25 protein-coding genes are annotated in these 23,273 nt (G+C 67.9%); 10 read left to right on the forward strand and 15 right to left on the reverse strand.

The window, feature by feature from the left end:
* The first annotated feature begins 36 nt into the window (after positions 1-36).
* From K254_RS0114405 to K254_RS0114420, 4 genes are all read left to right on the forward strand, one after another.
* Complete coding sequence (locus K254_RS0114405) at positions 37-474, forward strand: VOC family protein (RefSeq protein WP_026555965.1); 438 nt, start codon at positions 37-39, stop codon at positions 472-474.
* Positions 475-764: 290 nt separating this feature from the next.
* Positions 765-1,733: a 1,4-dihydroxy-2-naphthoyl-CoA synthase gene (locus tag K254_RS0114410; protein WP_026555966.1), complete on the forward strand. Its 969-nt coding sequence runs from the start codon at positions 765-767 to the stop codon at positions 1,731-1,733.
* Positions 1,734-1,771: 38 nt separating this feature from the next.
* Complete coding sequence (gene menE, locus K254_RS23360; protein ID WP_051389240.1) at positions 1,772-3,010, forward strand: o-succinylbenzoate--CoA ligase; 1,239 nt, start codon at positions 1,772-1,774, stop codon at positions 3,008-3,010.
* Between the two features lie 2 nt (positions 3,011-3,012).
* A complete protein-coding gene (locus K254_RS0114420) occupies positions 3,013-3,897 on the forward strand; it encodes a 1,4-dihydroxy-2-naphthoate polyprenyltransferase (RefSeq protein WP_026555967.1) in 885 nt (294 codons plus the stop codon).
* An 8-nt stretch (positions 3,898-3,905) separates the two neighbouring features.
* On the opposite strand, the gene K254_RS23365 is transcribed toward K254_RS0114420, so the two are convergent.
* Positions 3,906-4,559 carry a TIGR03085 family metal-binding protein gene (locus tag K254_RS23365; RefSeq protein ID WP_081710153.1) on the reverse strand — a complete coding sequence of 218 codons (654 nt, stop codon included), beginning with the start codon at positions 4,557-4,559 and terminating at the stop codon, positions 3,906-3,908.
* A 96-nt stretch (positions 4,560-4,655) separates the two neighbouring features.
* Entirely contained in the window at positions 4,656-5,063 is a 408-nt protein-coding gene (locus K254_RS26485) for a DUF4229 domain-containing protein (protein ID WP_081710154.1), read from the reverse strand.
* 73 nt (positions 5,064-5,136) lie between these two features.
* Between K254_RS26485 and K254_RS0114435 the strand changes: the two genes are divergently transcribed.
* Positions 5,137-5,544: a PLD nuclease N-terminal domain-containing protein gene (locus K254_RS0114435; RefSeq protein WP_026555968.1), complete on the forward strand. Its 408-nt coding sequence runs from the start codon at positions 5,137-5,139 to the stop codon at positions 5,542-5,544.
* 76 nt (positions 5,545-5,620) lie between these two features.
* Here K254_RS0114435 and ccsB read toward each other — a convergent pair whose 3' ends face one another.
* The 5 genes from ccsB to K254_RS0114460 form a co-directional block, all read right to left on the reverse strand.
* Complete coding sequence (ccsB, locus tag K254_RS0114440) at positions 5,621-6,733, reverse strand: c-type cytochrome biogenesis protein CcsB (RefSeq protein WP_026555969.1); 1,113 nt, start codon at positions 6,731-6,733, stop codon at positions 5,621-5,623.
* Positions 6,733-8,448: a cytochrome c biogenesis protein ResB gene (gene resB, locus K254_RS23375; protein ID WP_081710155.1), complete on the reverse strand. Its 1,716-nt coding sequence runs from the start codon at positions 8,446-8,448 to the stop codon at positions 6,733-6,735. The genes ccsB and resB overlap by 1 nt, the downstream gene beginning before the upstream one ends.
* Positions 8,448-9,203: a cytochrome c biogenesis CcdA family protein gene (locus K254_RS0114450; RefSeq protein WP_026555970.1), complete on the reverse strand. Its 756-nt coding sequence runs from the start codon at positions 9,201-9,203 to the stop codon at positions 8,448-8,450. Before K254_RS0114450 ends, resB begins: the two co-directional genes overlap by 1 nt.
* Before the next feature lie 16 nt (positions 9,204-9,219).
* Entirely contained in the window at positions 9,220-9,819 is a 600-nt protein-coding gene (locus K254_RS0114455; RefSeq protein ID WP_231391875.1) for a TlpA family protein disulfide reductase, read from the reverse strand.
* A gap of 81 nt (positions 9,820-9,900) precedes the next feature.
* Positions 9,901-10,563, reverse strand: coding sequence for a histidine phosphatase family protein (locus tag K254_RS0114460; protein WP_026555972.1), 663 nt, complete (start codon positions 10,561-10,563; stop codon positions 9,901-9,903).
* A 184-nt stretch (positions 10,564-10,747) separates the two neighbouring features.
* On the opposite strand from K254_RS0114460, the gene K254_RS0114465 reads away from it, so the two are divergent.
* The 3 genes from K254_RS0114465 to K254_RS0114475 all read left to right on the forward strand — a co-directional run bounded on the left by K254_RS0114465 (position 10,748) and on the right by K254_RS0114475 (position 13,016).
* Positions 10,748-11,305, forward strand: a complete 558-nt coding sequence (locus K254_RS0114465) for a YceI family protein (protein ID WP_035750232.1) — start codon at positions 10,748-10,750, stop codon at positions 11,303-11,305.
* A gap of 222 nt (positions 11,306-11,527) precedes the next feature.
* A complete protein-coding gene (locus tag K254_RS24875) occupies positions 11,528-12,184 on the forward strand; it encodes a hypothetical protein (RefSeq protein ID WP_051389242.1) in 657 nt (218 codons plus the stop codon).
* Between the two features lie 133 nt (positions 12,185-12,317).
* Positions 12,318-13,016: a DUF6264 family protein gene (locus K254_RS0114475; RefSeq protein ID WP_026555975.1), complete on the forward strand. Its 699-nt coding sequence runs from the start codon at positions 12,318-12,320 to the stop codon at positions 13,014-13,016.
* Between the two features lie 2 nt (positions 13,017-13,018).
* Here K254_RS0114475 and K254_RS0114480 read toward each other — a convergent pair whose 3' ends face one another.
* Positions 13,019-13,726, reverse strand: a complete 708-nt coding sequence (locus K254_RS0114480) for a redox-sensing transcriptional repressor Rex (protein WP_026555976.1) — start codon at positions 13,724-13,726, stop codon at positions 13,019-13,021.
* 232 nt (positions 13,727-13,958) lie between these two features.
* Positions 13,959-14,252 carry a glutaredoxin family protein gene (locus K254_RS0114485; RefSeq protein ID WP_051389243.1) on the reverse strand — a complete coding sequence of 98 codons (294 nt, stop codon included), beginning with the start codon at positions 14,250-14,252 and terminating at the stop codon, positions 13,959-13,961.
* A 108-nt stretch (positions 14,253-14,360) separates the two neighbouring features.
* Here K254_RS0114485 and K254_RS0114490 point away from each other — a divergent pair, with 108 nt between their 5' ends.
* The gene (locus K254_RS0114490; protein ID WP_026555978.1) at positions 14,361-15,182 is read left to right on the forward strand and encodes an HAD family hydrolase; all 822 of its coding nucleotides are present in this window, start codon (positions 14,361-14,363) and stop codon (positions 15,180-15,182) included.
* 134 nt (positions 15,183-15,316) lie between these two features.
* Here the strand turns inward: K254_RS0114490 and K254_RS25420 are convergent, their stop codons facing one another.
* Complete coding sequence (locus K254_RS25420) at positions 15,317-15,415, reverse strand: 30S ribosomal protein bS22 (RefSeq protein ID WP_003792170.1); 99 nt, start codon at positions 15,413-15,415, stop codon at positions 15,317-15,319.
* A 116-nt stretch (positions 15,416-15,531) separates the two neighbouring features.
* Positions 15,532-15,816: a helix-turn-helix domain-containing protein gene (locus K254_RS23380; RefSeq protein ID WP_081710157.1), complete on the reverse strand. Its 285-nt coding sequence runs from the start codon at positions 15,814-15,816 to the stop codon at positions 15,532-15,534.
* Positions 15,817-16,022: 206 nt separating this feature from the next.
* Between K254_RS23380 and K254_RS0114505 the strand changes: the two genes are divergently transcribed.
* The gene (locus K254_RS0114505) at positions 16,023-17,762 is read left to right on the forward strand and encodes a hypothetical protein (RefSeq protein WP_155848588.1); all 1,740 of its coding nucleotides are present in this window, start codon (positions 16,023-16,025) and stop codon (positions 17,760-17,762) included.
* Between the two features lie 94 nt (positions 17,763-17,856).
* Here the strand turns inward: K254_RS0114505 and K254_RS23385 are convergent, their stop codons facing one another.
* The 4 genes from K254_RS23385 to gdhA all read right to left on the reverse strand — a co-directional run bounded on the left by K254_RS23385 (position 17,857) and on the right by gdhA (position 23,109).
* Complete coding sequence (locus tag K254_RS23385; RefSeq protein WP_269209034.1) at positions 17,857-18,984, reverse strand: 3-deoxy-7-phosphoheptulonate synthase; 1,128 nt, start codon at positions 18,982-18,984, stop codon at positions 17,857-17,859.
* Between the two features lie 220 nt (positions 18,985-19,204).
* A complete protein-coding gene (locus tag K254_RS0114515) occupies positions 19,205-20,854 on the reverse strand; it encodes an amidohydrolase (RefSeq protein ID WP_026555980.1) in 1,650 nt (549 codons plus the stop codon).
* A gap of 87 nt (positions 20,855-20,941) precedes the next feature.
* Positions 20,942-21,664 carry a FadR/GntR family transcriptional regulator gene (locus K254_RS0114520; protein ID WP_026555981.1) on the reverse strand — a complete coding sequence of 241 codons (723 nt, stop codon included), beginning with the start codon at positions 21,662-21,664 and terminating at the stop codon, positions 20,942-20,944.
* Between the two features lie 104 nt (positions 21,665-21,768).
* Positions 21,769-23,109: an NADP-specific glutamate dehydrogenase gene (gdhA, locus tag K254_RS0114525; RefSeq protein ID WP_026555982.1), complete on the reverse strand. Its 1,341-nt coding sequence runs from the start codon at positions 23,107-23,109 to the stop codon at positions 21,769-21,771.
* Positions 23,110-23,273: the final 164 nt, after the last annotated feature.

A 23,273-nucleotide genomic window follows, 5' to 3' on the forward strand; every position in this document is an offset into this window, starting at 1 on the left:
CTTCCCCGCCCGCGCACTCTTCGGCAGACTGGGGTCATGGCCTACAGAATCCAGATAGTCGTCGATTCCGCCGATCCCCACCAGCAGGCTGATTGGTGGGCCGAATCGCTGGGCTGGGCCGTGGAGCCCTCCGACGAGCCGTTCATCCGCTCGATGGTGGCCCAGGGCTTCGCCACCGAGGCACAGACACGGGTCTACAACGGCACGCTGGTGTGGCGCGATGGGCAGGCCATCTGCCCGCCGGAGCAGCTGGGCGACAAGGACCGCCAGAGGATCCTCTTCCAGACGGCACCGGAGTCCAAGACCGTCAAGAACCGCGTCCACTGGGACATGCGCATGGACGACGGCGACAAGGACGCCGTGCGCGCGGCCCTGGAGGCCCGCGGGGCCACGTTCCTGTGGACCGCCAGCCAGGGCCCGCACAGCTGGCACACCATGGCCGACCCCGAAGGCAACGAGTTCTGCGTCTCCTAGGCCTGTCCGCTGGTTGAGCTTGGCGAAACCCCGAGAGACAGGCGCATCCCCGGCCACCGCCGTCGAGGACGCGGAAGCCCTCTGGGGACGCCGTTGCAGACGCGTCCTGAAAGGGATTCGGCGTCCTGGATGCATGGGCACACCCCCGTGGGAGGGTCTGGGTGGGGCCCCAGCCGCGAGGGCCCCGCGGGGAGCCTGCGACCCGTGGGAGGGTCTGGGTGGGGCCCCAGCCGCGAGGGCCCCGCGGGGAGCCTGCGACCCGTGGGAGCGGCTGGGGATAAACTCGACGGGTGAGCACAACAGATCCCGCAGCGGGCACCCCGGCCAAGGTTTCAGACATTTTCGACCCGCAGCGGTGGCGCCTCGTGCGCGGCTTCGAGGGCCTCGAAGACATCACCTACCACCGCGCCGTAGAGCGCGGCGGCGACGGCGCGGTCGTCCGCGACCTGCCGACCGTGCGCATCGCCTTCAACCGGCCCGAGGTCCGCAACGCCTTCCGCCCCGGCACCGTGGATGAGTTGTACCGCACCATGGACCACGCCCGGATGACCCCCGACGTTGCCACGGTGCTGCTCACCGGCAACGGCCCCTCCCCCAAAGACGGCGGCCACTCCTTCTGCTCCGGCGGCGACCAGCGCATCCGCGGCCGCGACGGTTACAAATATGCCGAGGGTGAGACCACCGAGACGATCGATCCGGCCCGCGCCGGACGGCTGCACATCCTGGAGGTCCAGCGGCTGATGCGGACCATGCCCAAGGTGGTTGTCGCTGTCGTCAATGGCTGGGCGGCCGGCGGTGGACACTCCCTGCATGTCGTGGCGGATCTGACCATCGCCTCGCGCGAGCACGGCAAGTTCAAGCAGACCGATGCCACGGTGGGCAGCTTCGACGCCGGGTACGGCTCGGCGCTGCTGGCCCGGCAGATCGGCCAGAAGGCCGCCCGGGAGATTTTCTTTCTCGCGCGCGAATATTCCGCTGACGACATGTATCGGATGGGCGCCGTCAACGAGGTGGTGGACCACTCGGAGCTGGAGAACACCGCGCTGGAATATGCAGCGGACATCGCACGCCAATCGCCGCAGGCGATCCGCATGCTCAAGTTCGCCTTCAACCTGGCCGACGACGGCCTGGCCGGGCAGCAGGTGTTTGCCGGCGAGGCCACGCGCCTGGCCTATATGACCGATGAGGCGGTGGAGGGCAAGGAAGCCTTCCTGCAGAAGCGCGATCCAGACTGGTCAGCCTTCCCGTACTACTTCTAGCCCCAGCTGCGCCCAGCCTCTACGAATTCCAGGTAGCCATGAATCTTGAACCCGTCCTCAAGGCCCTCGCCGATGCCCTCCACGGCGACGGCCCTGCCGTGCAGCTGCAGCCCGGCGCCACCCCCGGCGCCGATCCGGTGCTGACCCTGATCCCGCAGGAGGAGCTCGCCCTGGGCTTCGGCGGTGCGCTGGACGGCGAGATCGCCGCCGTCGTCGCCACCTCCGGTTCCACGGGCACGCCCAAGCGCACCATGCTCAGCGTTGATGCGCTGGCCGCATCATCCGTCGGCACGGCCATGGCGCTGGGCGGCGAGGGCCAGTGGCTGCTGGCCCTGCCCGTGCACTACGTCGCCGGCCTGCAGGTGCTGGTCCGCTCGCTCTTCGCCGGTACCCGCCCCTGGGCCATGGATTTGTCCAACGGCTTCACTCCGGAGGCCTTCACCGAGGCCGCCGGGGAACTCACCGACAAGCTGCGCTACACCTCCCTGGTGCCCACACAGCTGGCCCGCCTGCTCGAGGATCCCTCTGTGGAGACCCTGTCCGCGCTGCGCCGCTTCAACGCGGTGCTGCTGGGCGGTGCCCCGGCCAGCCGTGCGCTGCTGGATGCCGCCCGCGACGCCGGGGTGCGCGTGGTCACCACCTATGGCATGAGCGAGACCAGCGGCGGCTGTGTGTACGACGGCGTCCCGCTGGAGGGCGTGCAGGTTTCCGTCCGCGATGGCCGGGTCTGGCTGGGCGGGGATGTGGTGGCCGCCGGCTACCTCAGCGCCCCGACGCTGACGGCCGCGTCGTTCACCGATGAAGACTCCCAGGACGGTCCGGTGCGCTGGTACCAGACGGGTGATCTCGGCCAGTTCGACGCCGATGGCCGTCTGGACGTGCTGGGCCGCGCGGACGATGTGATCATCACCGGTGGGTTGAAGGTGGCGGCGCATGCCGTGGCCGAGGCCCTCACCGCCCTGCCCGGCGTACGCGAGGCCTTCGTCGCCGGCGTCGAGGACACACAGTGGGGCCAGCGCGTTGCCGCGGCAGTGGTTCCGGACGGATCCACCGGCCCGCTCTCCGCAGCCGAAGTGAAGGCCGCTTTCAAGGAAGCCGTCAAGGCCGCCGCAACGGCCGCGATGGAGCCGCACACCGTCCCCAAGACCCTGCTGGTGCTGGACGAGCTGCCGCTGCTGGCCAGCGGCAAGCCGGACCGCAAGGCGCTGGCCGCCCTGCTGGCCGCAGGCGCCGCCGACAACGCAGAAACCACCTCCAACCCCTCCGAAGGAGCATAGGCGTGGCCACTGCCGGTCAATGGATCCAGGGGGCGCGCCTGCGCACCCTGCCGATCGCCATGGCACCCGTGGTCATCGGCTCCGCCGCCGCCTACGAGCTCGGTGGCTTCCACTGGGTGAACGCCCTGCTGGCCGCCGTCGTCGCCTTCTTCATGCAGGTGGGCGTGAACTACGCCAATGACTATTCGGACGGCATCCGCGGCACCGATGAGGTGCGCGTGGGCCCGCTGCGGCTGGTGGGTTCGGGCGTCGCCACGCCGCGCTCGGTGAAGCTGGCCGCCTTCGGCTCCTTTGGCGTCGCGATGCTGGCTGGGCTGGCCCTGGTGGTGCTGACGCAGACCTGGTGGCTGCTGCTGGTGGGCGCCGGCTGCGTGCTGGCCGCCTGGGGCTACACCGGCGGCAAGAACCCCTACGGCTACATGGGGCTGGGGGACGTCTTCGTGTTCGTCTTCTTCGGCCCCGTGGCCACCCTGGGGACCACGTACACCCAGGCCGGGCAGATCAGCGCCGCCGCCGTCGTCGGCTCCATCGGCACCGGGCTGATCGCCTGCGCGCTGCTGATGGCCAACAATGTCCGCGACATCCCCACCGACACCGAGGTGGGCAAGCGCACCCTGGCCGTGCGGCTGGGCGACACCTGGGCGAGGCGCAGCTACGTGCTGATGCTGGCCCTGGCCATCGCCCTGGTGCTGGTGCTGGCACCCAGCATTCCCTGGATGCTGCTGGTGCTGCTGCTGATCCCGGCGTGCCTGATGCCCAGCTGGCTGGTCCTGAAGGGCAAGAAGCGCAAGAGCCTGATCCCGGTGCTCAAGCAGACGGGTCTGATCAATCTGGGCTATGCGGCATTGTTCGCCGCCGGCCTGGTGCTGAGCGTGGCCACGCGCTGACCCGGCGTCTACAGCCGGCCCGGCGAGCCGCCCAGCCAGCCTTCAAAACGGGCGACGGCGGCTTCCGTGCCGTCGACGTCCACCAGGGCGGCCCTGCGCCGACCCGATGAGGCGAGCACCAGCTCCACCACGGGGCCGGTGACCACCACTGTGTCTTCGCCCCGGTGGGCCGCGAGGCGTCCGCCGCCGGGAACCACCAGCACGACGCCCACGGGGCTCTTGCGGAAGGCTCTGCGGGCCAGGAACGGCACAGCGGACCACAATGCCTTCAGCTGCCCCTCGGGAAGGTCGCGTGGCTCGGCGGCGCCGGTTCCGCCGCGGCGCAGGTCCTCGTGGTGGATGGTGTATTCCACCACCTGGGCGGCATCGCCCAGCCAGGTGAAGGGATTGGCCCAGGACGTTCCGCCGGCAAAGCGCTGAAGGAGCGCCTCATAGCCCGCGGGGCTTTCGGCCCGCCCGCAGATCACACTCAGGTGGCGTTCGGTGCCCGGCTGGGGCCTGCGCAGGGCATCCGCCGCCCGCAGCAAGGGCGTATGCTCCCGCTGGACCAGGTGGGCCAGCAGCCGCCGGGTGTTCCAGCCGGTGCACAGCGTTGGCCCCTCGGGATCCGCCCGGCGGAAGGACTCCACCAATGCCGCGCGTTCCATTCCGCCCCATGCCATGACGTGCCCCTGCCTCGTGCCACGATGCCGACAGGGTTCAATCTACCCGTGTGGGAGGGCTCCGAGGCGCAGGGCGCGGGCGGGAGGGGTGCTGCCCTATTTGTCCAGGAACTCGCGCGGGACCTGCGCGGCCTCGGGCGCCGCCGTCGTCGAGCCTGCGGCAGTGGCGGCTGGAGCGGCCGGGGCGGCAGCATCGTCAGTGCGGGCGGCGTTGGAGGCCGCGATGGTGCCGGGGGCCTCGTCATCGGCGGTCAGGGCGTCCTCGGCCTCGGCGTCGGACAGCTCGGTGGCGGAGCGGATCGGCTTGGCATTGCCGGAGAACCGGTGGCGCAGCTGGTCCGAGGCGGCGTCGCGCTGCTTGCGGAAGAACAGGTAGCTGACGCAGAACGCGATGAGGGCCGCGAAGACCACGGACATGATGGAGCCGGCACCCAGGAGCAGAAAAAGGACGAACAGCGGCACGAAGATTGCCGCGCGGATCAGGAAGTACTTGAAAAAGGCCACGGCCCCAGTTTACCGGGCCAAGCTGGGCGCCAGCCGATGGGGGCGCTGGAGGGCTCCGGCGATAGAATTAGGCATGGTCCGCTACCTTCCGGTCATTGTGATTTTGGCCCTGTACATCTATTCGATCATCGACTGTCTCCGCAGTGAGCCGGCCGATGTCCGCAGCATCTCCAAACCGCTGTGGATGGTGGTGATAGTCCTGCTGCCTGTGATCGGCTGGGTGCTCTGGTACTTCCTGGGCCGCCCCCAGTACGAAGAGGCCGCTTCGGCCCCGTCGTCGCGGATGGGACCGCTGAACGGCGGCCGTGGTCCGGGGCCCGTGGCGCCCGACGACGATCCCGAGTTCCTGCGCAATCTGGCCATCCGCCGGCACCAGCAGGAGGAGGCCGAGAAGCTGCGCAAGCTCAAGGAGGAGCTGGACGCCCGCGAGGCCCGCTTGAAGGACCAGCACCCGGACAACGGCGCCGCCCCCAAGAACTAAAAACTGTGCAACAGAAAACGCTTCAAACCCACCGGGTTTGAAGCGTTTTCTGTTGCACAGTTGCGTGGGGCGGTGTTTAGCCGCCGACGCCGGCGTAGGAGTGCAGGCCGGAGAAGTACATGTTCACGATGGTGAAGTTGAAGATCACGCAGAGGTAGCCAACGATCGACAGCCAGGCGGCGCGGGTGCCGGTCCAGCCGCGGGTGGCGCGGGCGTGCAGGTATCCGGCGTAGACCACCCAGATGACAAACGTCCACACTTCCTTGGTGTCCCAGCCCCAGAACCGGCCCCAGGCCTTTTCGGCCCAGATGGCGCCGAACATCAGGGTCAGCGTCCAGCCCACGAAGGCGATGGCGTTGATGCGGTAGGACATGTTTTCCAGGCTCAGCGCGGTGGGGACCAGACGCATGAACGGCAGCTTGTCAGCCTTGCCGCTCGCCAGGGATTCCTCGCGGCGCGACTGGAACAGCTGCAGCGCGGACATCGCAAAGGTCAGCGTGAACAGTGCGGAGGACATCACGGCGATGGAGACGTGGATGACCAGCCAGTAGCTCTGCAGGGCCGGGACCAGGTGTCCGGCCGGGGTCCAGAAGGCCACGGAGGCGGCCACCAGCATCACCAGCACCAGCCCGATGACAAACGTGCCCAGGAAGCGCAGGTCGCGGCGGGTGAGGACGATCAGGAACACGACCGCCACGGCCAGGCCGCCGGTGGTGCAGAACTCGTACATATTGCCCCAAGGCACACGGCTCACTGCCACACCGCGGGCGACGACGCCGGCGGCCAGGACCAGCGTGGCCAGCACCGTCAGCGCAACCGCCACGCGGGCTGCCACACGGCGTTCGGTGCCGTAGCGCATGGAATCGCCAGCCGTCTGGGCCTCGACGGCGTCGACCCCCGAACCGCCCACACCGGAGTGCAGCTTGCTGCTGGGGCGCTGTCCACGGCCCTCGGGGCCCTCCTGCGCGGACTCATCCAGTCCGGCGTCGTCCACCCCGGCACCGGCGCCCACGCGGGCCGGAACGCGGGCCGCGGAGGCCTGGGTGCTGGCCGCATAGACGGCCTTGGTGGTCTTGGAGTAGCTCACCAGATCCCAGGCAAAGGCAATGAAGGCCACTGCATAGGCCAGGGCGGCGAGGAACACGAATCTCTCGCTGTACTGGGCCATGAGCTCATTGATTTCAGGCATTACTGGTCCTTACTTGCAGTGGTGCTGCTCTGCGCAGCCGTGGAGGTAGTTGAGATGGTCCCCGTGCCATTGTCCGCTCCGGGCGTGCCCGGCACCAGCCACTTGGTCCGCAGTGCCTTGTCCAGCGCCTTGGACTCGGCGGCCAGGCGGTGGTCCTCGCCGCGGGCCAGCAGCCCGTATTCGACCATGGTCCGCCCGTCGGGGTGGTTGCCGGTGCGCACCCAGACGCGGCGCCGGTTGAAGAACAGCGAGGCCATCAGGCCCAGCAGCGCCAGAACGCTGAAGACCAGCACCATGCCCTGGCCCGGGTCGTGGCGGATGTCCAGGGCAACGTAGCGCTTGAGGCCGTCGAAGCTGATGCTGCCCTTGCCCTCGGGAAGGTCGTAGCTGCCGCCGGGCGCCAGGACGATGCCCTTGGTGGGCAAATCGCGGCCGTTGAGCTGGGAGAGCCCCTTGGTGTCGAGGGTGAAGACGTTCCGGGGCACGCCGTTGTCCAGGCCGAGGTCACCGTAGAACGAGTTCAGGTTCAGCTGGGGGTTGAACGGGTCCGGGTCGGAGCCAAAGGCAACGCCCTTGTCGTCGATCAATGCGGTGGGCAGGAAGAAACCGACGAAGCCGAGCTGGCTGGGCTGTGCGTCGGGTGCCTTGATGACGATCAGGGAGGTGTAGGCGCCGTCGGTGGGAACGGAGACCACCGGACCCTGGAAGGCGATGTTGCCGGCGCCGTCCTTGACCGTCACCACCGGGGCGTAGCCATTGCCCACCAGGTAGAGGTTGGTGCCGCCCAAGGAGACGGGATCGTTCACCTTCAGCGTCTGGGTCTGGGCCGGGGCCGACGGCGAATCCTTGGTGGTCAGCGTCGCGTTGAAGTCCAGCGGCTGGCCGTAGTGGGCCGTGGATTCGCGGTCGAAGGTGACGGCGAACTTGTCCAGCTGCACCGAGAATGGGGACAGCTGGGTGGAATCGAAGTTGGCCCCGGGGGTGAAGGTGTCATAGCCCACCAGGGTGTTGACGAACGTCTCGCCCTCCACCAGCACCCGCTGGCCGCTGTAGCCGAACAGGCCGCTCACGGCCACTGCCACCAGCACGCCGATCAGGGAGGTGTGGAACACCAGGTTGCCGACCTCCTTGAGGAAGCCGCGCTCGGCACCCACCGAGGGGCGGGCGCCGTCGGCGTCGCGGACCTCCACGCGGTAGCCGCGGGATTTCAGCACGGCAGCGGCGTCGCGCACGGCGGTTTGGGCGTCGATTCCGGAGTCGGACGGGATCTCCACGGTGCCGTACTCCGGCAGCCGCGAGAGCCGCTTGGGCGTGCGCGGCGGCGCGGACTTGATGGCCTTGAAGTGGATCTTGGCGCGCGGAACCACGCAGCCGATCAGCGAGGTAAACAGCAGCAGGTAGATGGCCGCGAACCACGGGGACGAGTAGACGTCAAAGAGCTTGAACCAGTCCAGAATGGGACCGGTGGTGGGGTTGTCCGCCAGGTAGGTGGTGACATTGGAGGGGTTGGACGAGCGCTGCGGGAACAGCGAGCCGGGCACCGCTGCCACGGCGAGCAGGAGCAGCAGGAACAGCGCCGAGCGCATGCTCGTCAGCTGCCGCCAGGCCCAGCGCAGGCTGCCGAGAAAGCCCAGCTTGGGCAGCACGACGTCGTCGGTGTCTGCGGCGGGGGTGTCGCTGTTTTTCTCCACTGGGGAGGACCCGTTCTTTCTCATCAGATTGGAAGTCTCACTTCATTGGCGAACCAGTTCTGCAGTTCATTGATCCAGGTGCCCCACAGCCCGCTGACCATCAGCAGGCCCAGCACGATCAGCATGCCGCCGCCAAACCACTGCAGCGCCCGGCGGTGGCTGCGGAAGAAGGCCAGGGCGCCCAGACCGCGCCGCACGCCCAGGGCGATCAGCAGGAAGGGCAGGCCCAGGCCGAGGCAGTAGACAAAGGTCAGCACGGCGCCCTTGGCCGCGCTGGAGCCGTCGGAGAACGCAAGCGCCTGCACGGCACCGAGCGTCGGGCCGGTGCACGGCGCCCAGCCCAGGCCGAAGGTGATGCCCAGCACCGGGGCGCCCCAGAGCCCGGCCGGCGGCTTCGCATGGACCTTGGCCTCGCTTTGGAACCAGCTCATGCCGCCGAGGAAGATGATGCCCAGGATGATGACGACGACGCCGAGCAGCTGGGTGACCCAGGCGGCGTCGGGCCCCTTGAGCCAGGCACCCAGCTGGCCGAACACGGCACCGATCAGCATGAACACCAGGGAGAAGCCCAGGACAAACAGCCCAATGCCCGCCAGCATCCGCCCGCGGCGCTGCTTCTGCAGGTCCACGCCTGTCAGCCCGCTGACGTAGCCCAGATAGCCCGGAACCAAAGGCAGCACGCACGGCGACAGGAAGGACACCAGCCCGGCCAGCAGGGCCACGGGCATGGCCAGCAGCATGGAGCCGCTGAGCACTGTTTCGGCGAAGGGATTGTTCACTGGGTGGGTGCGTCCGCTAGTTTTCGGCCAGGGCGCTGGTGATGAGCGCCTTGAGGGTGCCCTTGTCCGCCAGGCCCAGGATGCGGGCGCTGACGCGGCCCTTCTTGTCCAGCACCAGCGTGGTGGGCACGGCGGCCGGCGGAACGTACTTGGTCAGGGCCAGCAGCACGCCGCCGTCCTTGTCGGCCATCGACGGGTACGTCAGGCCAAAGTTGCGCTCGAAGGCCTCCGCGGTGGCGGCCTCGTCGCGGATGTTGACGCCGTAGAACTTCGCGCCCTGCGGGGTGAATTCCTCGTGGAGGGCCTGCAGGTCCGGCGCCTCGACCCGGCACGGGGCGCAGGCCGCGTACCAAAAGTTCAGCACTGTGACCCCGCCCGGCAGGTCCGCGGACGCCACGGTGGTGCCGTCAAAGAGCGTGCCGGAGAACTGCACCGGCTCCTTGCGGTCGGCCGCGCCGTATTCCGTGACGGAGCCGTCACCGGCGATGTAGTTCTTGTTGTCGCCCGCATTGGCCTGCTGCGCCAGCGGATCCTTCGCGGTGCATGCGGAAAGGGCCAGTGCCGCCAGGGCGCCGGAGGCGGCCAGCAGGGACCGACGGGTGATTTGGTTTCTCACTTAAAGCATCCACATCTGAAACGGGGGCATTCTTCTACAAGGTGTCGAAAACTAAAGTGTCTCGCATCCGGGTGCACTTTCTCAAGCCCCGGGCGTGGTGGCGGCGCCGGGCAGCAGCACGGCGGCCGGCTCGCTGTAGCTGACCTCGACGACGTCGTCGCCCTCAAAGACCAGCGTGGTCAGCGAGGCGAGGGTGCATTCACGGTGGCGGGGATCATGCCAGAGCCGCTTGCCTTCCGCGCGACGGCGGGTGGCCCAGATGGGCAGCTGGTGGCTGACCAGCACGGCCTCGGCGCCGTCACCGCCCAGTTCAAGGGCCCGGCGGCCGGCGTCGCGCGCGGCCTCCATCATGCGGTCCGCCTGGCGGGCGTAGGGCTCGCCCCACGAGGGGCGAAGCGGGTTGAGGAAGTACTTCCAGTGCCGCGGCTTGCGCAGCTCGGCCTTGGAGACCTTCAGCCCCTCGAAGTGGTTCTCCGCCTCGATGATCCGCGGATCGGTGCTGATCTCCAGGCCCAGGGCCGCCGCGGTGGGCTGCGCCGTTTCCTGCGCACGGGTCAGCGGCGAGGCCACCAGGTGGACCAGCTTGGCGCCACCGGCGGCACGCTCGGCCAGGTGGTCCGCCACCAGATCAGCCATGGCGCGGCCACGGTCTGAGAGGTGGAATTCAGGGAGCCGGCCGTACAGGACGCCGTCGGGGTTGAATACCTCACCATGGCGCAGCAAATGAACTAGGACTCGGGGCATGGAACCAAGTTTCTCAAAGTTACGCAGCAAGCGGTTAATCAGGGAACTCCCAGCCTGGGTGGATACTTTCAAAAAAGTTTTCCGGGAGCGGGAATATTAGATGCAAACGCATGCTTATACCCCGTGAAGGTCGACGAACAGCCGTCCTGAAACCATTGATGAACCCTATTCAACAGGAGCAAACATGAGCACCTCGATCGCCACCGAAACCACCGGACTGACCACCGGCACCTGGAACCTGGATGCCAGCCACTCCGAAATCGGCTTCTCCGTCCGCCACGCCGGCATCTCCAAGGTCCGTGGACGCTTCAACGCCGCCACCGCCGTACTGACCATTGGCGAGACCCTTGAGGCCTCCTCCGTCACCGCCACCATCGAGGCCAACAGCTTCGATTCCGGCGACGCCAACCGCGACGGCCACGTCCGCGGCACCGACTTCTTCGACGCCGAGCAGTTCCCCACCCTGGACTTCGCCTCCACCTCCATCAGCGGCGACGCCGAGGAGTTCAAGCTGGCCGGCGAGCTGACCATCCGCGGCATCTCCAAGCCGGTTGTCTTCGACTCCGAGTTCAACGGCGTTGCCGTTGACCCGTACAACCTGACCCGCGCAGGCTTCACCGCCACCACCGTGATCAGCCGCAAGGAGTTCGGCCTGACCTACAACGCACCGCTCGCAGCCGGTGGCGTGCTCATCGGCGACAAGGTGACCCTGACGCTGGACGTCGCCTTCGTCAAGGCCTAGCCTTCCCGCCGCCGGCCTCCGCCGGCAGCGCCCAACGGCCGCTCCCATCCACCAACCCTTCGGGGCGTGGACCGGGGCGGCCGTTGCGCATGTAGCAGGCATTGTCCCGCCCGCTGGAGGAAAAGCAGGCCCGGCGGACGTCCCAAATGTTGCCCGAATCGTTGCCTGCTGGGCACCTGTCTGAGCCTATGCAAAGGCATGGGCCGCGACTATCGTGTGAGCATGAGCACCCCATATGAGAACCCAGGTCCCGAGCAGCCCGGCTCGCAGCCACCTCCCGGTGGCTACGGTTCCCAGCCCGGCACAAACGCTCCTCCCCCCGGATACCAGACGCCACCGGGCTACCAGCAACCGCCCGGCTACCAGACGCCGCCGGCCTACCAGCCGCCGCCCGCCTACCAGCCTCCCCCCGGCGCTCCGCAGCCCGGTTCAAACGACTTCAAGTTCGAGATGCCCACGGACATGCCGCACAACATGAACGATGTGATGCCCAAGGGCGGATTCGCCGGCATTTTCAACACCAGGGGCCTTCCCACGCTGCTGAAGGTTTCCTACATCGTCTGGCTCGTGACCGCCGGACTGTGGCTGCTGGGCACCATCGTCGGCTTCCTGTTCTCGCTGGTGACCCTCAGCGGGAGCGGCATCGTCCTGTCGATCATCTCCCTGGCCGTCATTGCCGCCATCGTGGTGTGCGCGATGAAGCTCAAGGAAGGGCTGGAATGGCCGCGGATGGCGTTGAGCGCGCTGGCCGTCCTGTCGTTCATTCTGATGTTCTTCGGTGCCGGCGGCGTCGGCCTGATTGGCATTGCCGCGGCGGTGCTGATGTGGCTGCCGGAGTCCACGGCGTGGATCAACGCCCACAAGGGCGCCGCCCACTAGGACGGCCCGCGTCCCGCGCCAAGGGCGGGGCAGCAGGGCAGACAACATTCGGAGCAGGGGCCGCGGTAGGGTTGAAAGACCCCGCCGCGGCCCCTCTGCGTGAGGTTGAGAAGAAGACGAGGAACAGCTGGCCATGAGCACACCGCAGGAGCAGCCGCAGAACAATCCGCAGAACAATCCGCAGGACAATCCACGGCCCCAGGAGCCGGCCAAGCCGGCGGGCTCTGCGCCGGAACGCGGCCACTACGGTGAGGTTTCCCCGGGCGTTCCGCGCTACGGCCAGTACGCGCCCGAGGGCTGGCAGCCGCCGTCGGCCGCTCCCCCGGCGGCCCATCCCGCACCCTCTGCACCTGCCGGCTGGACCGCGCCGGATGTCCATCCTCCGGCTGCGGCTGGCGCCGGAGCGGTTCCGGGCGCCGTGGCTGCGCCGCCGCGGCAGGTCATGATGTCCTTCCGGCTGATCATTGCCGCCGGCGCCATCCAAACGGCCATCCTGGTGCTCAGCATGTTTACGATCTTCACCCCTGCGGGGCAGTCCGCTGCACGCCAGGTGATGGTGGACATGGGCCTCACCGACACCTCGATGCTGCAGTCGGTGCTGGTCGCGTCGCTGGTGCTCAACGGCATCGGTGCCGTGCTGTATTTCCTGCTGGCCTTCGCCATCCGCAAGGGCCGCAATTGGGCCAGGATCACGGGCACTGTGCTGGCGTGCCTCTCCCTGTTGTCCCTGTTGGTGCCCAATCCGATCACTCTGACACAGGTCCTGCTGGGCATCGTGGCCGTGTTCGTGCTGTGGCGGGCTCCCGCCAAGGACTACTTCACGCGCAAGTAGCGTCAGGCGCCGGGGAGGCCCTCGGCAATGTCCCGTTCCTGGTCGCGCTGGGCGTGGTAGGCCAGAATCTGCAGTTCGGTCGCCATGTCCACCTTGCGCAGGGTGACGTTGTCCGGAACCTGCAGCACCACCGGGGCGAAGCTGAGGATGCTGCGCACACCGGCTGCCACCACTCGGTCGCACATGGCCTGCACTACGGCCGACGGCAGCGCCAGGACCACCATATTGGCCCGGGTCCGCGCGAGCACGGCCTCAAGATCGGCCACATCGGAGATCCGCAGCCAGCCAACCTCGCTGCCAATGAGCATCTGGTCAGCATCCAGCAGGGCCACCACGTCAAAACCACGGGATTCGAAGCCCGCATAGCCGGCCAGCGCGCGGCCCAGGTTTCCGGCGCCGACAATCGCCACGCGCCATTCGTGGGTGAGCCCCAGGGCCTGGGCAATGTTCCGGCTCAGGTGGGCCACCTCGTAGCCAACGCCGCGGGTTCCGTAGGACCCCAGGTAGGACAGGTCCTTGCGGACATTGGAGGAGCCTACTCCCGCGGCCTCGGCCAGAGCCTCGGAGGAGACGCGCTCGACGCCGTCGGCCAGCATCCCTGTCAGGGCGCGCAGATAGATGGTCAGCCGGGACACCGTGGCAGCTGGAAGCTGCCGTCCCGCCGATCCTGCCGGCCCGGGCTCACCCGGGGCGGTCTGCGCTGCACCCACTTGCTGCCTCCCAGGTATTTCTCGCATCTTAGGATTGCAACCCACTGTAGAACCACCCCTTGGTGCGGCCAGTGGCGGGGGTTCCGCCACGGCGCGGGGGTAACCTCCACTGTAGGTTGCCGGTGCCCGGCCCACCAACTGGCGTCCGCCAACAGCGTCACGACCCCAAGGGAGGGGGAAGACAGGAGCGGGAGGCAGGCGCGGGCCCGCCCAGCACCGCGGAACCCGTGGGCTACGCGGCGCCCATGGCCTGCTGCAGGACGGCGCGCAGGCGCACCGGGTCGATCCGCCAGAAGTCGCGCTGGACGCCGTCCACCAGGACCACCGGAATCTCCTCGGCAAAACGCTCGGCCAGCCCGGCGTCGTCGTCGATCGATGCCTCGGTGAAGGGGATGCCCAGCTCCCCCGCGACGGCGGAGACCACCTCGCGCGCATCGTGGCAGAGGTGGCAGGAGGACTTGGTGACAAGGGTCAGCTCCGGCACCCGCGGGGAGGCCGCGGCGTCTTCTGGGGAAATCTTTTCCATCCCTCCACCGTAACGGCTGGGACGGAGTGCCCTCTCCGGCTCCGTCATGGGCCGGCCCCACCCGCTCAATGTGTCCCACAGCCTGCATGGATTGACTAGACTCGAGGCATGCCCGACGTGAACATGGAAAGTGCCGAGGACCGCTCGGTTACTCCGGAGCACCTCGGCGAAGCCGCCTTTTTTGATGTGGACAACACCCTGATGAAGGGTGCCAGCCTGTTCCATGTGGCGCGCAAGATGTACCAAAAGAAGGCCTTCACCCTTCACGATGCCGCCGGGTTTGCCTGGAAGCAGGCCAAGTTCATCTTCCGCGGCGAGAACATGAAGGACGTACATTCCGTCCGCGACGCCGCCCAGGCCTTCGCGACCGGGATCAGCTCGGACTTCATCAAGCAGCTGGGCGAAGAAGTCTATGACGAGATGATCGTCTCCAAGATCTGGCCCGGCACCCGCGCCCTGACCGAGCAGCACATCCGTTCCGGGCGCCAGGTCTGGCTGGTGACGGCCACGCCCGTCGAGGTTGCCAGTGTGATTGCCTCCCGGCTGCACCTGACCGGCGCCCTGGGAACGGTGGGCGAGGTGGAGGACGGTCTCTACACCGGCCGCCTGGTGGGCGAGATCCTGCATGGCCCGGCCAAGGCCGTGGCTGTGCACGAGGTGGCCGAGCGCGAGGGCCTGGACCTGTCCCGCTGCTGGGGCTACAGCGATTCCTACAACGACATCCCGCTGCTGACCGCCGTCGGGCATCCCGTGGCCATCAATCCGGACGCCAAGCTGCGCCGCCATGCCCGCGACAACAACTGGCCCGTCTACGACTTCCGCTCCGGCCGGCGCGCGGCGACCCTGGGCCTGCGCGCTGCCACCGGCGCGGGCGTCATCTACGGCCTGTGGAAGGGCCTGAGCCGGATGCGCGGCAAGCAGCCCAACTAGGTGACAGTTATCGCACATTCTGGTGCGAAAAACGTGTCACAGCTGTCACCTACTTGGGCGGGCGGAGGGGCCGGGATGCAGAAATGCCCGCCACCTTTCGGCAACGGGCACTCCTTGTGCAATAAGAAGTATCTCTACTTCTTGTTGCGGCGCTGGTGGCGGGTCTTGCGAAGCAGCTTGCGGTGCTTCTTCTTCGCCATACGCTTGCGGCGCTTCTTGATAACTGAGCCCATGTAGACCTCAAACTTTCATGACAACGTCACTACCGCGAGGTAGCCGTCTTCGAATTGGCTGACCGATCACAGGTATCGGTCAAAACCGAAAATGGATCTTTACTAGCGTACCGTCTCTAGGCAGTATGCGCCGAACCGGCCGAATGGGCCCCTCCTGGGGCATGGCCCCCAGTACTGCCCAGGGCATGGCCGGGGTGGCTCCCGGGAACGTCGACGACGGCCTGCTCCAGATACGCTGCGACGGCGGATTCGGGCACCCGGTAGGACTTGCCGAAACGGACCGCGGGCAGGTCGCCGGCATGGACCAGGCGGTAGACGGTCATCTTGGACACGCGCATCACCTCGGCGACCTCCGCCACCGTCAAGAACTTGACCTCGGAGAAATTCTGCTCCTGTGCCATGGCCCTGCCACCCTTCGCTCTGGGTCCGGATCCGTTTGGCCGAGGCGTCCTCCAGAGCACCTGCCCAATCTGCTGTTTGACTGCAACTGTAGAGGCTGATGGGGCTCTTGTGAACAATGCACCGGCAAAGAGTGCTGCGGACCTGCAAGACTGGGGTGGACAGGCGGCGTGGCAAGGATCCGCGCCACGGAACCAGGGGGACAGTCGTGTCAGGAATGCAGGGAGCCGATCCGGAGGATCTGCGGGGATTGGCCACCATGATGGATGAGGGCGCCGCGTCATTGGAGCGCGCGTGTTCGGCGCTGCGGGGCGGCTTTTCCCGCATCCGCTGGCAGGGCCAGGATGCCACCGCCATTGTCGGCCGGTTCTCCAGCCAGCAGGCACCCAAACTGCTCAGTGCGGCGGCCATGCTCCGCGAGAACGCGGAGATGCTGCGCAAGAATGCCGACGACCAGGTGCAGACCAGCTCCGGCAACGGCGGCACATCGGGCGGATCCGGCTTCAACGGTTCGGGCTCCAGTTCGGATTTCGGCTCGGCATCAACCGCCGGCGCCGCTCTGCCGCCGTCGTTCCTTCCCCGCCCGCCGGTGCTTCCGGGCGGCACCAACGAGCTGGGGGTCTCCGTCACACGCGGGCCGGATTCGGACAGTGCCACGGTGACCGGTTCCAGCGGCCTGTCCACGGACAAGATTCCGCTGAACAACCTGCCCGGGCTGGGCGGGATCGATTCCGACAAGTTCGGCATGGACGGCGGCATCAAGCAGATCAGCACCGTCGCTGCCGAGGTGGGCCACGACGACAGCAGCGACACCTACAAGATCACCTCCACCATCAGCACCGAAGGCAGCGTGTCGATGGACCTGGGCCGGTTTGGTATCGAAGGCACCCTGGCAGACGGTCAGAAGATCGAATACAAGATCACGGTTCCCAAGGGCGTGGACCCCTTGAGCATCAACCCCAACGACCCCTCCTCATGGCCGCCGGGCACCAGCATCCAGGTGGACAGCTCGGCCACTGCAGCGCAGGGTCTTGGTCTGAAATACGGCGCACTGGGCCTGGACGGCAGCGTTGACACCCAGAAGGGCACCACCCAGACCATCAGCAAGGGGGGAGACTCCTCCGTCACGGTGATGTCCGGCCCGCAGGATGCCGTCACCAACAAGGCCTCACTGTCGGTGAGCTTCGACGAGGCCAAAGCGGCGGTGGGTGCCAGCCACTCCCTGGCCGGCTCCACCGTGGCCTCGGCCACCTTCGACACCTCCACCGCGGAGGGCCGTGCAGCGCTGGCCAACACCCTCGCGAACGGCACCATTCCCGGCCAGAACGGCGCCGGTGTCTCCGATGCCGCCACCGTCCAACGTTTGGACTACTCCAACTCCCAGGAGGCCAGCCTGAAGGTCTTCGATTTCGAGGCCAGCTTCGAATCCGCGGCCTACGAATCCTCGCTGGTGGAGACGAAGTACGGCAACGGGACCTCGGAGCAGACCTTGACCATCCAGGATCCGGGCCGTGCGGACATGAGCGCCAGCGTGCAGTTCAACGCTGCCGGAAACCCCATCCCCGATTCCAAGGTCTACACCTACACGGTCGCCAACATCAGCGACATCGAGGCACAGATGCTGAATACGTCCAAGTATTCGGGCTTCTCCGGGAGCGGCTACGAGGCCGGGCAGAGCGTGGCCATCTCCCTGACAGCCGATCAGCTCAACGAATTCCAGGCCAATGCCGCGGCGGCGCACAAGGAAATCCTCAACACCACTGGGGACATGTCGCTGCTCAGCAATTCGGCCAACGAGGATGCCGCCTACTACGCGCTGCTGATCCAAAAGGCCGGCGGGGATCCCAACGGGCTGATCGGGGGCATTTCCACCGTCAACCAGCAGGCCAACGGAGGCGGCGGCACCAACGCCCGGCCCTTCCCCGGGACCGTGACCCGCCTGGGGTAGCGGTTGGACACGACGACGGCGGCGGCAGGCCGGGCACCAGCCCTGCCAACCGCCGCCGTTGTTCCCGCCGGAGTTGCCGCAGCAGTGGAGCAGGTCAGTCCTGCCCGAGCTCCCGGCGGACCCGGACGCTGCGGGAGAGGTGGTCCAGCACCGAAGAGGTGACGTCCCATTCCATGCAGGCGTCCGTCACGCTCTGCCCGTAGGTGAGCTCAGCGGTGCCGGCGGCAACCTCTTCGACGTCGAGGTTCTGGGCCCCGCCCACCAGGAAGCTCTCCAGCATGACACCCGCGACGGCGTGGGCAGCGGCGCCGCCGGCCTCCAGCTGGGCGCCGATTTCCAGGGCCACCTCGGCCTGGCGGTGGTGGCTCTTGCCGGAGTTGGCGTGGCTGGCGTCCACGATCAGGCGCGGGTTCAGCCCGGCAGCGGCCAGCTGCGCGGAGGCCGCGGCGACGTCGTCGGCTCCGTAGTTGGGGCCCTTGCGTCCGCCGCGCAGGATCAGGTGCGTGTCCGGGTTGCCCGCGGTGGAGACCAGCGACGCGCGGCCGTCGCCGTCGATGCCCAGGAAAGACTGCGCGGCGCTGGAGGCGGAGCAGGCGTCAAGGGCCACCTGGAGGCCGCCGTCGGTGCCGTTCTTGAAGCCAATCGGCATGGACAGGCCGGAGGAGAGCTGGCGGTGGATCTGGCTTTCGGTGGTGCGGGCACCGATGGCACCCCACGTCACCAGATCGGCTGTGTACTGCGGGCTGATGGGTTCGAGGAACTCGGTGCCGGCGGGCATGCCCAGGGCTGCCACCTCGAGCAGGAATTCGCGGGCCATGCGCAGGCCGGTGGCGACGTCGTGGCTGCCGTCCAGGTGCGGATCGTTGATCAGGCCCTTCCAGCCGACGGTGGTGCGCGGCTTCTCGAAGTAGGCGCGCATCACGATGAGCAGGTCTTCCTTGTGGCGCTCGGCGGCGCTGACCAGCCGGCGGGCGTATTCCAGCCCGGCCTTGGGATCGTGGATGGAGCACGGGCCCACCACCACCAGCAGGCGGTCGTCCACGCCGTCCATGATGGCGCGGACCTGGTCGCGGCCGCGCTCGACGACGGAGCTGGCCGCCGCGTCAAGCGGGAGTTCGGTGGCGAGCTCGGACGGCGTCGGCAGAGCGGTGAACTCACTGACCCGCAGATTCGAGGTGGACTGGATCTGGTGTGCGGGGCCGGTGGCTACGGTGCTGTTCACGGGGTGCTTCCTCATTTTGGGCTGGGAGCGGGCCCTGGACAGAACCCGCCGGATACGGCGAAGGACAGAGAATAATCTCTGTCCTGTTGGCTCTGAAGGTGGGTTGGATGCGTGTCAGTTAGACGCGGGCCCCTCCAGAGCCAACGAAAAATACGCATACCAACGGTTTGTCATGGCAACACCATATGCCCGTGCCGAGCGCAGCGGCAAATCGTGTCCGTCACACGGCGGCGACGCAGTGCCGTCCGCCCACCATGGTCCCGGCCACGGCGATGGAGCCCACCTCGGCAGCCGGCCGCTGGAATGGATCCTCCGCGAGCACCGCCAAATCGGCAAATTTGCCCGGTTCCAGCGACCCCACCTCGTGGTCCATCTTCAGCAGATAGGCCGCGCCCAGCGTCACGGCATGCAGCCCCTGCGCCACGGAGATCCGCTCGCCGCCGCCCATCACCCGCCCCGACGCCGTCAGCCGGGTGGCAGCATGCTGGACGCTCTTCAGCGGGGCCATCTCCGTGACGGGGGTGTCGCTGTGCAGGGCGATGGGCACCCCGGCGCGCAGCGCCGTGGCCGTGGCATTCATCCGGGCCGCGCGGTCCGGGCCCACGGTGATGTCCATATGCTGGTCGCCCCAGGCGCGGATGTGGTTGGCAAAAAGGTTGGCACCCACCCCCAGCGCGGCCATCCGTCGGTACTGTGCGGGCGTGCTCAGCTGCGAGTGGGTCACGGTGTGCCGGTGGTCGGGGCGGGGATGCCGGGCGAGGATGTCCTCAACCACGTCCAGGAACACCTCCGTGGCTTCATCGCCGTTGCAGTGCACATGCACCAGCAGCCCGGCCCGGTGGAAGTCCTCAAAGGCTGCGGCAAACGCCTGAAGCGGCATGCTCCACAGGCCGTTGGGCTGCCCATTGAGGTAGCCGGGCTCCTGCAGCCGGGCGGTGAAGCCCTGGATGGACCCGTCTAGGAAGAGCTTCACATGGCCCATCCGCAGCCGGTCCGTTCCGCTCCCCCGCAGCCGCTGCAGCCGGTCCGCCGCCTGCGCAGGCAGCACGGTCCCGCCGCCGTAGTGGAAGACGGACAGACGCGCCGGGTAGTCCTCCCCGACGGCGGCACGGTACGCCGCCACGCCGCCGTCGTCCATCAACAGTTCCGTGCCCAGATCCGTGGCCGTGGTGACGCCATTGTTCACGGCGTCCCGGCCAAAGCGGGCCAGTGCCCGGGCAAAGGCGGCCGGATCCGGGGCCGGGGCCAGCGGGGCGGCCAATGCCATGGCCGCGAACTCGCGCAGCTCGCCGGTGGGGGCGCCGTGCGCATCAACCTCCACGCCCTCGATGCCGAAGGAGACGGCGATCCCGCAGCGCTGCAGGGCAGCGGAGTTCAGCACCACGATGTGGCCGCTGGCATGGTCAACCTTGATGGGCCGGGTGGTCGAGACGGTGTCCAGCTCGCGGGCCAGCACCTGTTCGCCGGGATAGTAGATGGGATCCAGCCCCCAGGCAGTGAGCACCACCGAGGGGTCCGGCGGCAGCAGACGCTCCGCCTCACGTAGCCGTTCCAGCACCTGGGCCGTTGTGGCACAACCGGGCCACAACCGGCCGTCCGGGTCTCGTCGGTCGAATCTGCCCACATAGACGTTGTCCCAGAGTCCGCCGGAATGCGTGTGGCTGTGCGCCTCGACGAAGCCGGGCAGCAGCACCGTGTCCGCATACCGATCGTCGACGGCGGTGCCCGGGTAGCGGCGCAGCTCGGCCAGCGAGCCCACGGCCAGAATCCTGTCCCCACGGACGGCTACGGCCTGCGCCACCGGCCGGGCCGGGTCCAGAGTGCGGATGATCCGCGCCGGGTAGATGATGCTGCGCTGCGTGCCGGTCACCCGGGTCCCCCTCCATGGCGCCCACATGGCTTGTCCGGGTGTGGGCTCCCCTTCCTCGATCCTGCCCCAAGGGCGGCGCAGGGAGGCCTAGGCGCCCGGAGTGTCCCCGGAACCCGACGCGGGGGAAGGCATGCCGGCCTCGCGGTAGTACCCCTCGATGTGCGCGCCCACCAGGGTGCCGGCGCGGGCGCCGTCGCCGGCCCGGATGGCTTCCAGGATGCCCCGGTGCTCCCCCTGCAGCCTGGCGGAGGTGGCGTCCCAGTCGGGAAGGTTGGCGGTCAGCGAGCTGGCGTAGCCCTGGATGGCGGCGCGCAGGGAGCCCATCATCGCGCCGACGACGGCGTTGCCGGCCGCCTTGGCCAGCTCCACATGGAAGGCCGCGTCCAGCGCGAGGAATTCATCGGCGTCGGCGCAGGCATCCATCCGCTCCAGCAGGGCGGCTGCAGCATCCAATTCCGGTGCCTGGCCGCGCGCGGCGGCATGCGCCACGGACCAGGATTCAAGCAGCACACGGGTCTGGACGATGTCAGCCACCGGAAAGTGCGAGGTGGCCACGTGCAGGCGCAGTGCCGAACCGAGCGCGGCCGTGGGGTCGGCCGTGATCACAGTCCCGGCGTCGGGCCCTGAACCCACGCCCGAACGGACCACGCCCATGGCCTCCAGAATCCTGATGGCCTCGCGGACGGAGGCGCGGGAGACGGCGAGCTGGGTGGCCAGCGCCCGCTCCGGTGGGAGCCGGCCGCCCACCGTGAGGGCGCCGCCGGCCAGCTGTTCTTCAATCCAGGCCAGGACGAGTTGGTGGGTGCGCATTCCACCATCCTAGGGTTCCCTGGAGGCGCTGGGTGTACGAAAGACGCCGGTGTTCGCGATGAACACCGGCGTCTTCCATACACCCAGCGGGTTGAAGCGTGGGGCTAGATCAGGCCCTGGGCCAGCATGGCGTCGGCAACCTTGACGAAACCGGCGATGTTGGCGCCCATGACGTAGTTGCCCGGTGCACCGTACTCCTCCGCCGTGGTGGCGCAGTTGTTGTGGATGTTGACCATGATCTCGGTCAGGCGGGCCTCGGTGTGCTCGAACGTCCAGGAGTCGCGGCTGGCGTTCTGCTGCATTTCCAGGGCGGAGGTTGCCACGCCGCCGGCGTTGGCTGCCTTGCCCGGGGCGAACAGAATGCCTGCCTCCTGGAAGACGGAGACGGCGTCGGAGGTCGAGGGCATGTTGGCACCCTCGGCGACGGCGACGACGCCGTTCTTGACCAGGCGCACGGCGGCGTCGGCGTCGAGCTCGTTCTGGGTGGCACAGGGCAGGGCCACAGTCGCGTTGACGTCCCAGACGGAACCGCCCTCGACATAGCTGACGGCGGAGCCGCGGCGGGCCGCGTACTCGCTCAGGCGGCCGCGCTCCACCTCCTTGATCTGCTTCAGCAGGGCCAGGTCGATGCCGGCCTCGTCCACGATGTAGCCTGCCGAATCCGAGGCCGTCACCACGTGGGCGCCCAGCTGCTGGGCCTTGGCGATGGCGTAGGTTGCCACGTTGCCGGAACCGGAGACGGACACGCGCTGGCCATCGAAGGAGCTGCCGCGGGTCTTGAGCATTTCGTTGGCGAAGAGCACCGTGCCGTAGCCGGTGGCCTCGGGACGGACCAGCGATCCACCCCAGGAGACACCCTTGCCGGTCAGAACGCCGGACTCGTAGCGGTTGGTGATGCGCTTGTACTGGCCAAAGAGGTAGCCGATTTCGCGCCCACCCACGCCGATGTCGCCGGCGGGAACGTCGGTGTACTCGCCGATGTGGCGGTACAGCTCCGTCATGAAGGACTGGCAGAAGCGCATGACCTCGGCGTCGGACTTGCCGCGCGGGTCGAAGTCCGAGCCACCCTTGCCGCCGCCGATGGGCATGCCAGTGAGGGCGTTCTTGAAGATCTGCTCGAAGCCAAGGAACTTCACAATGCCCAGGTAGACGGACGGGTGGAAGCGCAGGCCACCCTTGTACGGGCCCAGGGCGGAGTTGAACTCCACGCGGAAGCCGCGGTTGATCTGGACGCGGCCGGCGTCGTCCATCCACGGCACGCGGAAGATGATCTGGCGCTCGGGCTCGCAGAGGCGCTGCAGCACTGCAGCATCAACGAATTCGGGGTGCTTGTCCAGCACGGGGCCGAGGCTCTCAAAGACCTCGGCGACGGCCTGGTGGAACTCGCGCTCCCCGGGGTTGCGGGCCAGGACCTGGTCCCGGACGGCTTCCAGCCTTGTATCCATGGTTCTCCTCAGGGTTGTGCGCCGGGCATAGGCGCCAAAGATTCTCCCAAGAAGTGTGACAGTCGTCCTACGTTCACCGCCAATGGCAACCACACTATGAGACAACATGTCCACCAGGTGGCCCCTGCTGCGGGCTCTTGTGCCGCGGAAGAACGCGGCTGCAG

The sequence above is a fragment of the Arthrobacter sp. 35W genome, from assembly GCF_000482545.1.
GTDB lineage: Bacteria > Actinomycetota > Actinomycetes > Actinomycetales > Micrococcaceae > Specibacter.

Bases quoted from the DNA above. Each gene is read 5' to 3' on its own strand.
- K254_RS25420 (WP_003792170.1), bottom strand. From the start codon at position 15,415: ATGGGCTCAGTTATCAAGAAGCGCCGCAAGCGTATGGCGAAGAAGAAG.
- K254_RS23365 (WP_081710153.1), bottom strand. From the start codon at position 4,559: ATGGCATGGGGCGGAATGGAACGCGCGGCATTGGTGGAGTCCTTCCGC.
- K254_RS0114405 (WP_026555965.1), top strand. From the start codon at position 37: ATGGCCTACAGAATCCAGATAGTCGTCGATTCCGCCGATCCCCACCAG.
- K254_RS23380 (WP_081710157.1), bottom strand. From the start codon at position 15,816: ATGGCACAGGAGCAGAATTTCTCCGAGGTCAAGTTCTTGACGGTGGCG.
- K254_RS0114435 (WP_026555968.1), top strand. From the start codon at position 5,137: ATGGTCCGCTACCTTCCGGTCATTGTGATTTTGGCCCTGTACATCTAT.
- K254_RS24875 (WP_051389242.1), top strand. From the start codon at position 11,528: ATGAGCACCCCATATGAGAACCCAGGTCCCGAGCAGCCCGGCTCGCAG.
- gdhA (WP_026555982.1), bottom strand. From the start codon at position 23,109: ATGGATACAAGGCTGGAAGCCGTCCGGGACCAGGTCCTGGCCCGCAAC.
- K254_RS0114475 (WP_026555975.1), top strand. From the start codon at position 12,318: ATGAGCACACCGCAGGAGCAGCCGCAGAACAATCCGCAGAACAATCCG.
- K254_RS0114460 (WP_026555972.1), bottom strand. From the start codon at position 10,563: ATGCCCCGAGTCCTAGTTCATTTGCTGCGCCATGGTGAGGTATTCAAC.
- resB (WP_081710155.1), bottom strand. From the start codon at position 8,448: ATGAGAAAGAACGGGTCCTCCCCAGTGGAGAAAAACAGCGACACCCCC.
- K254_RS0114520 (WP_026555981.1), bottom strand. From the start codon at position 21,664: ATGCGCACCCACCAACTCGTCCTGGCCTGGATTGAAGAACAGCTGGCC.
- K254_RS0114485 (WP_051389243.1), bottom strand. From the start codon at position 14,252: ATGGAAAAGATTTCCCCAGAAGACGCCGCGGCCTCCCCGCGGGTGCCG.
- K254_RS0114490 (WP_026555978.1), top strand. From the start codon at position 14,361: ATGCCCGACGTGAACATGGAAAGTGCCGAGGACCGCTCGGTTACTCCG.
- K254_RS0114465 (WP_035750232.1), top strand. From the start codon at position 10,748: ATGAGCACCTCGATCGCCACCGAAACCACCGGACTGACCACCGGCACC.
- ccsB (WP_026555969.1), bottom strand. From the start codon at position 6,733: ATGCCTGAAATCAATGAGCTCATGGCCCAGTACAGCGAGAGATTCGTG.
- menE (WP_051389240.1), top strand. From the start codon at position 1,772: ATGAATCTTGAACCCGTCCTCAAGGCCCTCGCCGATGCCCTCCACGGC.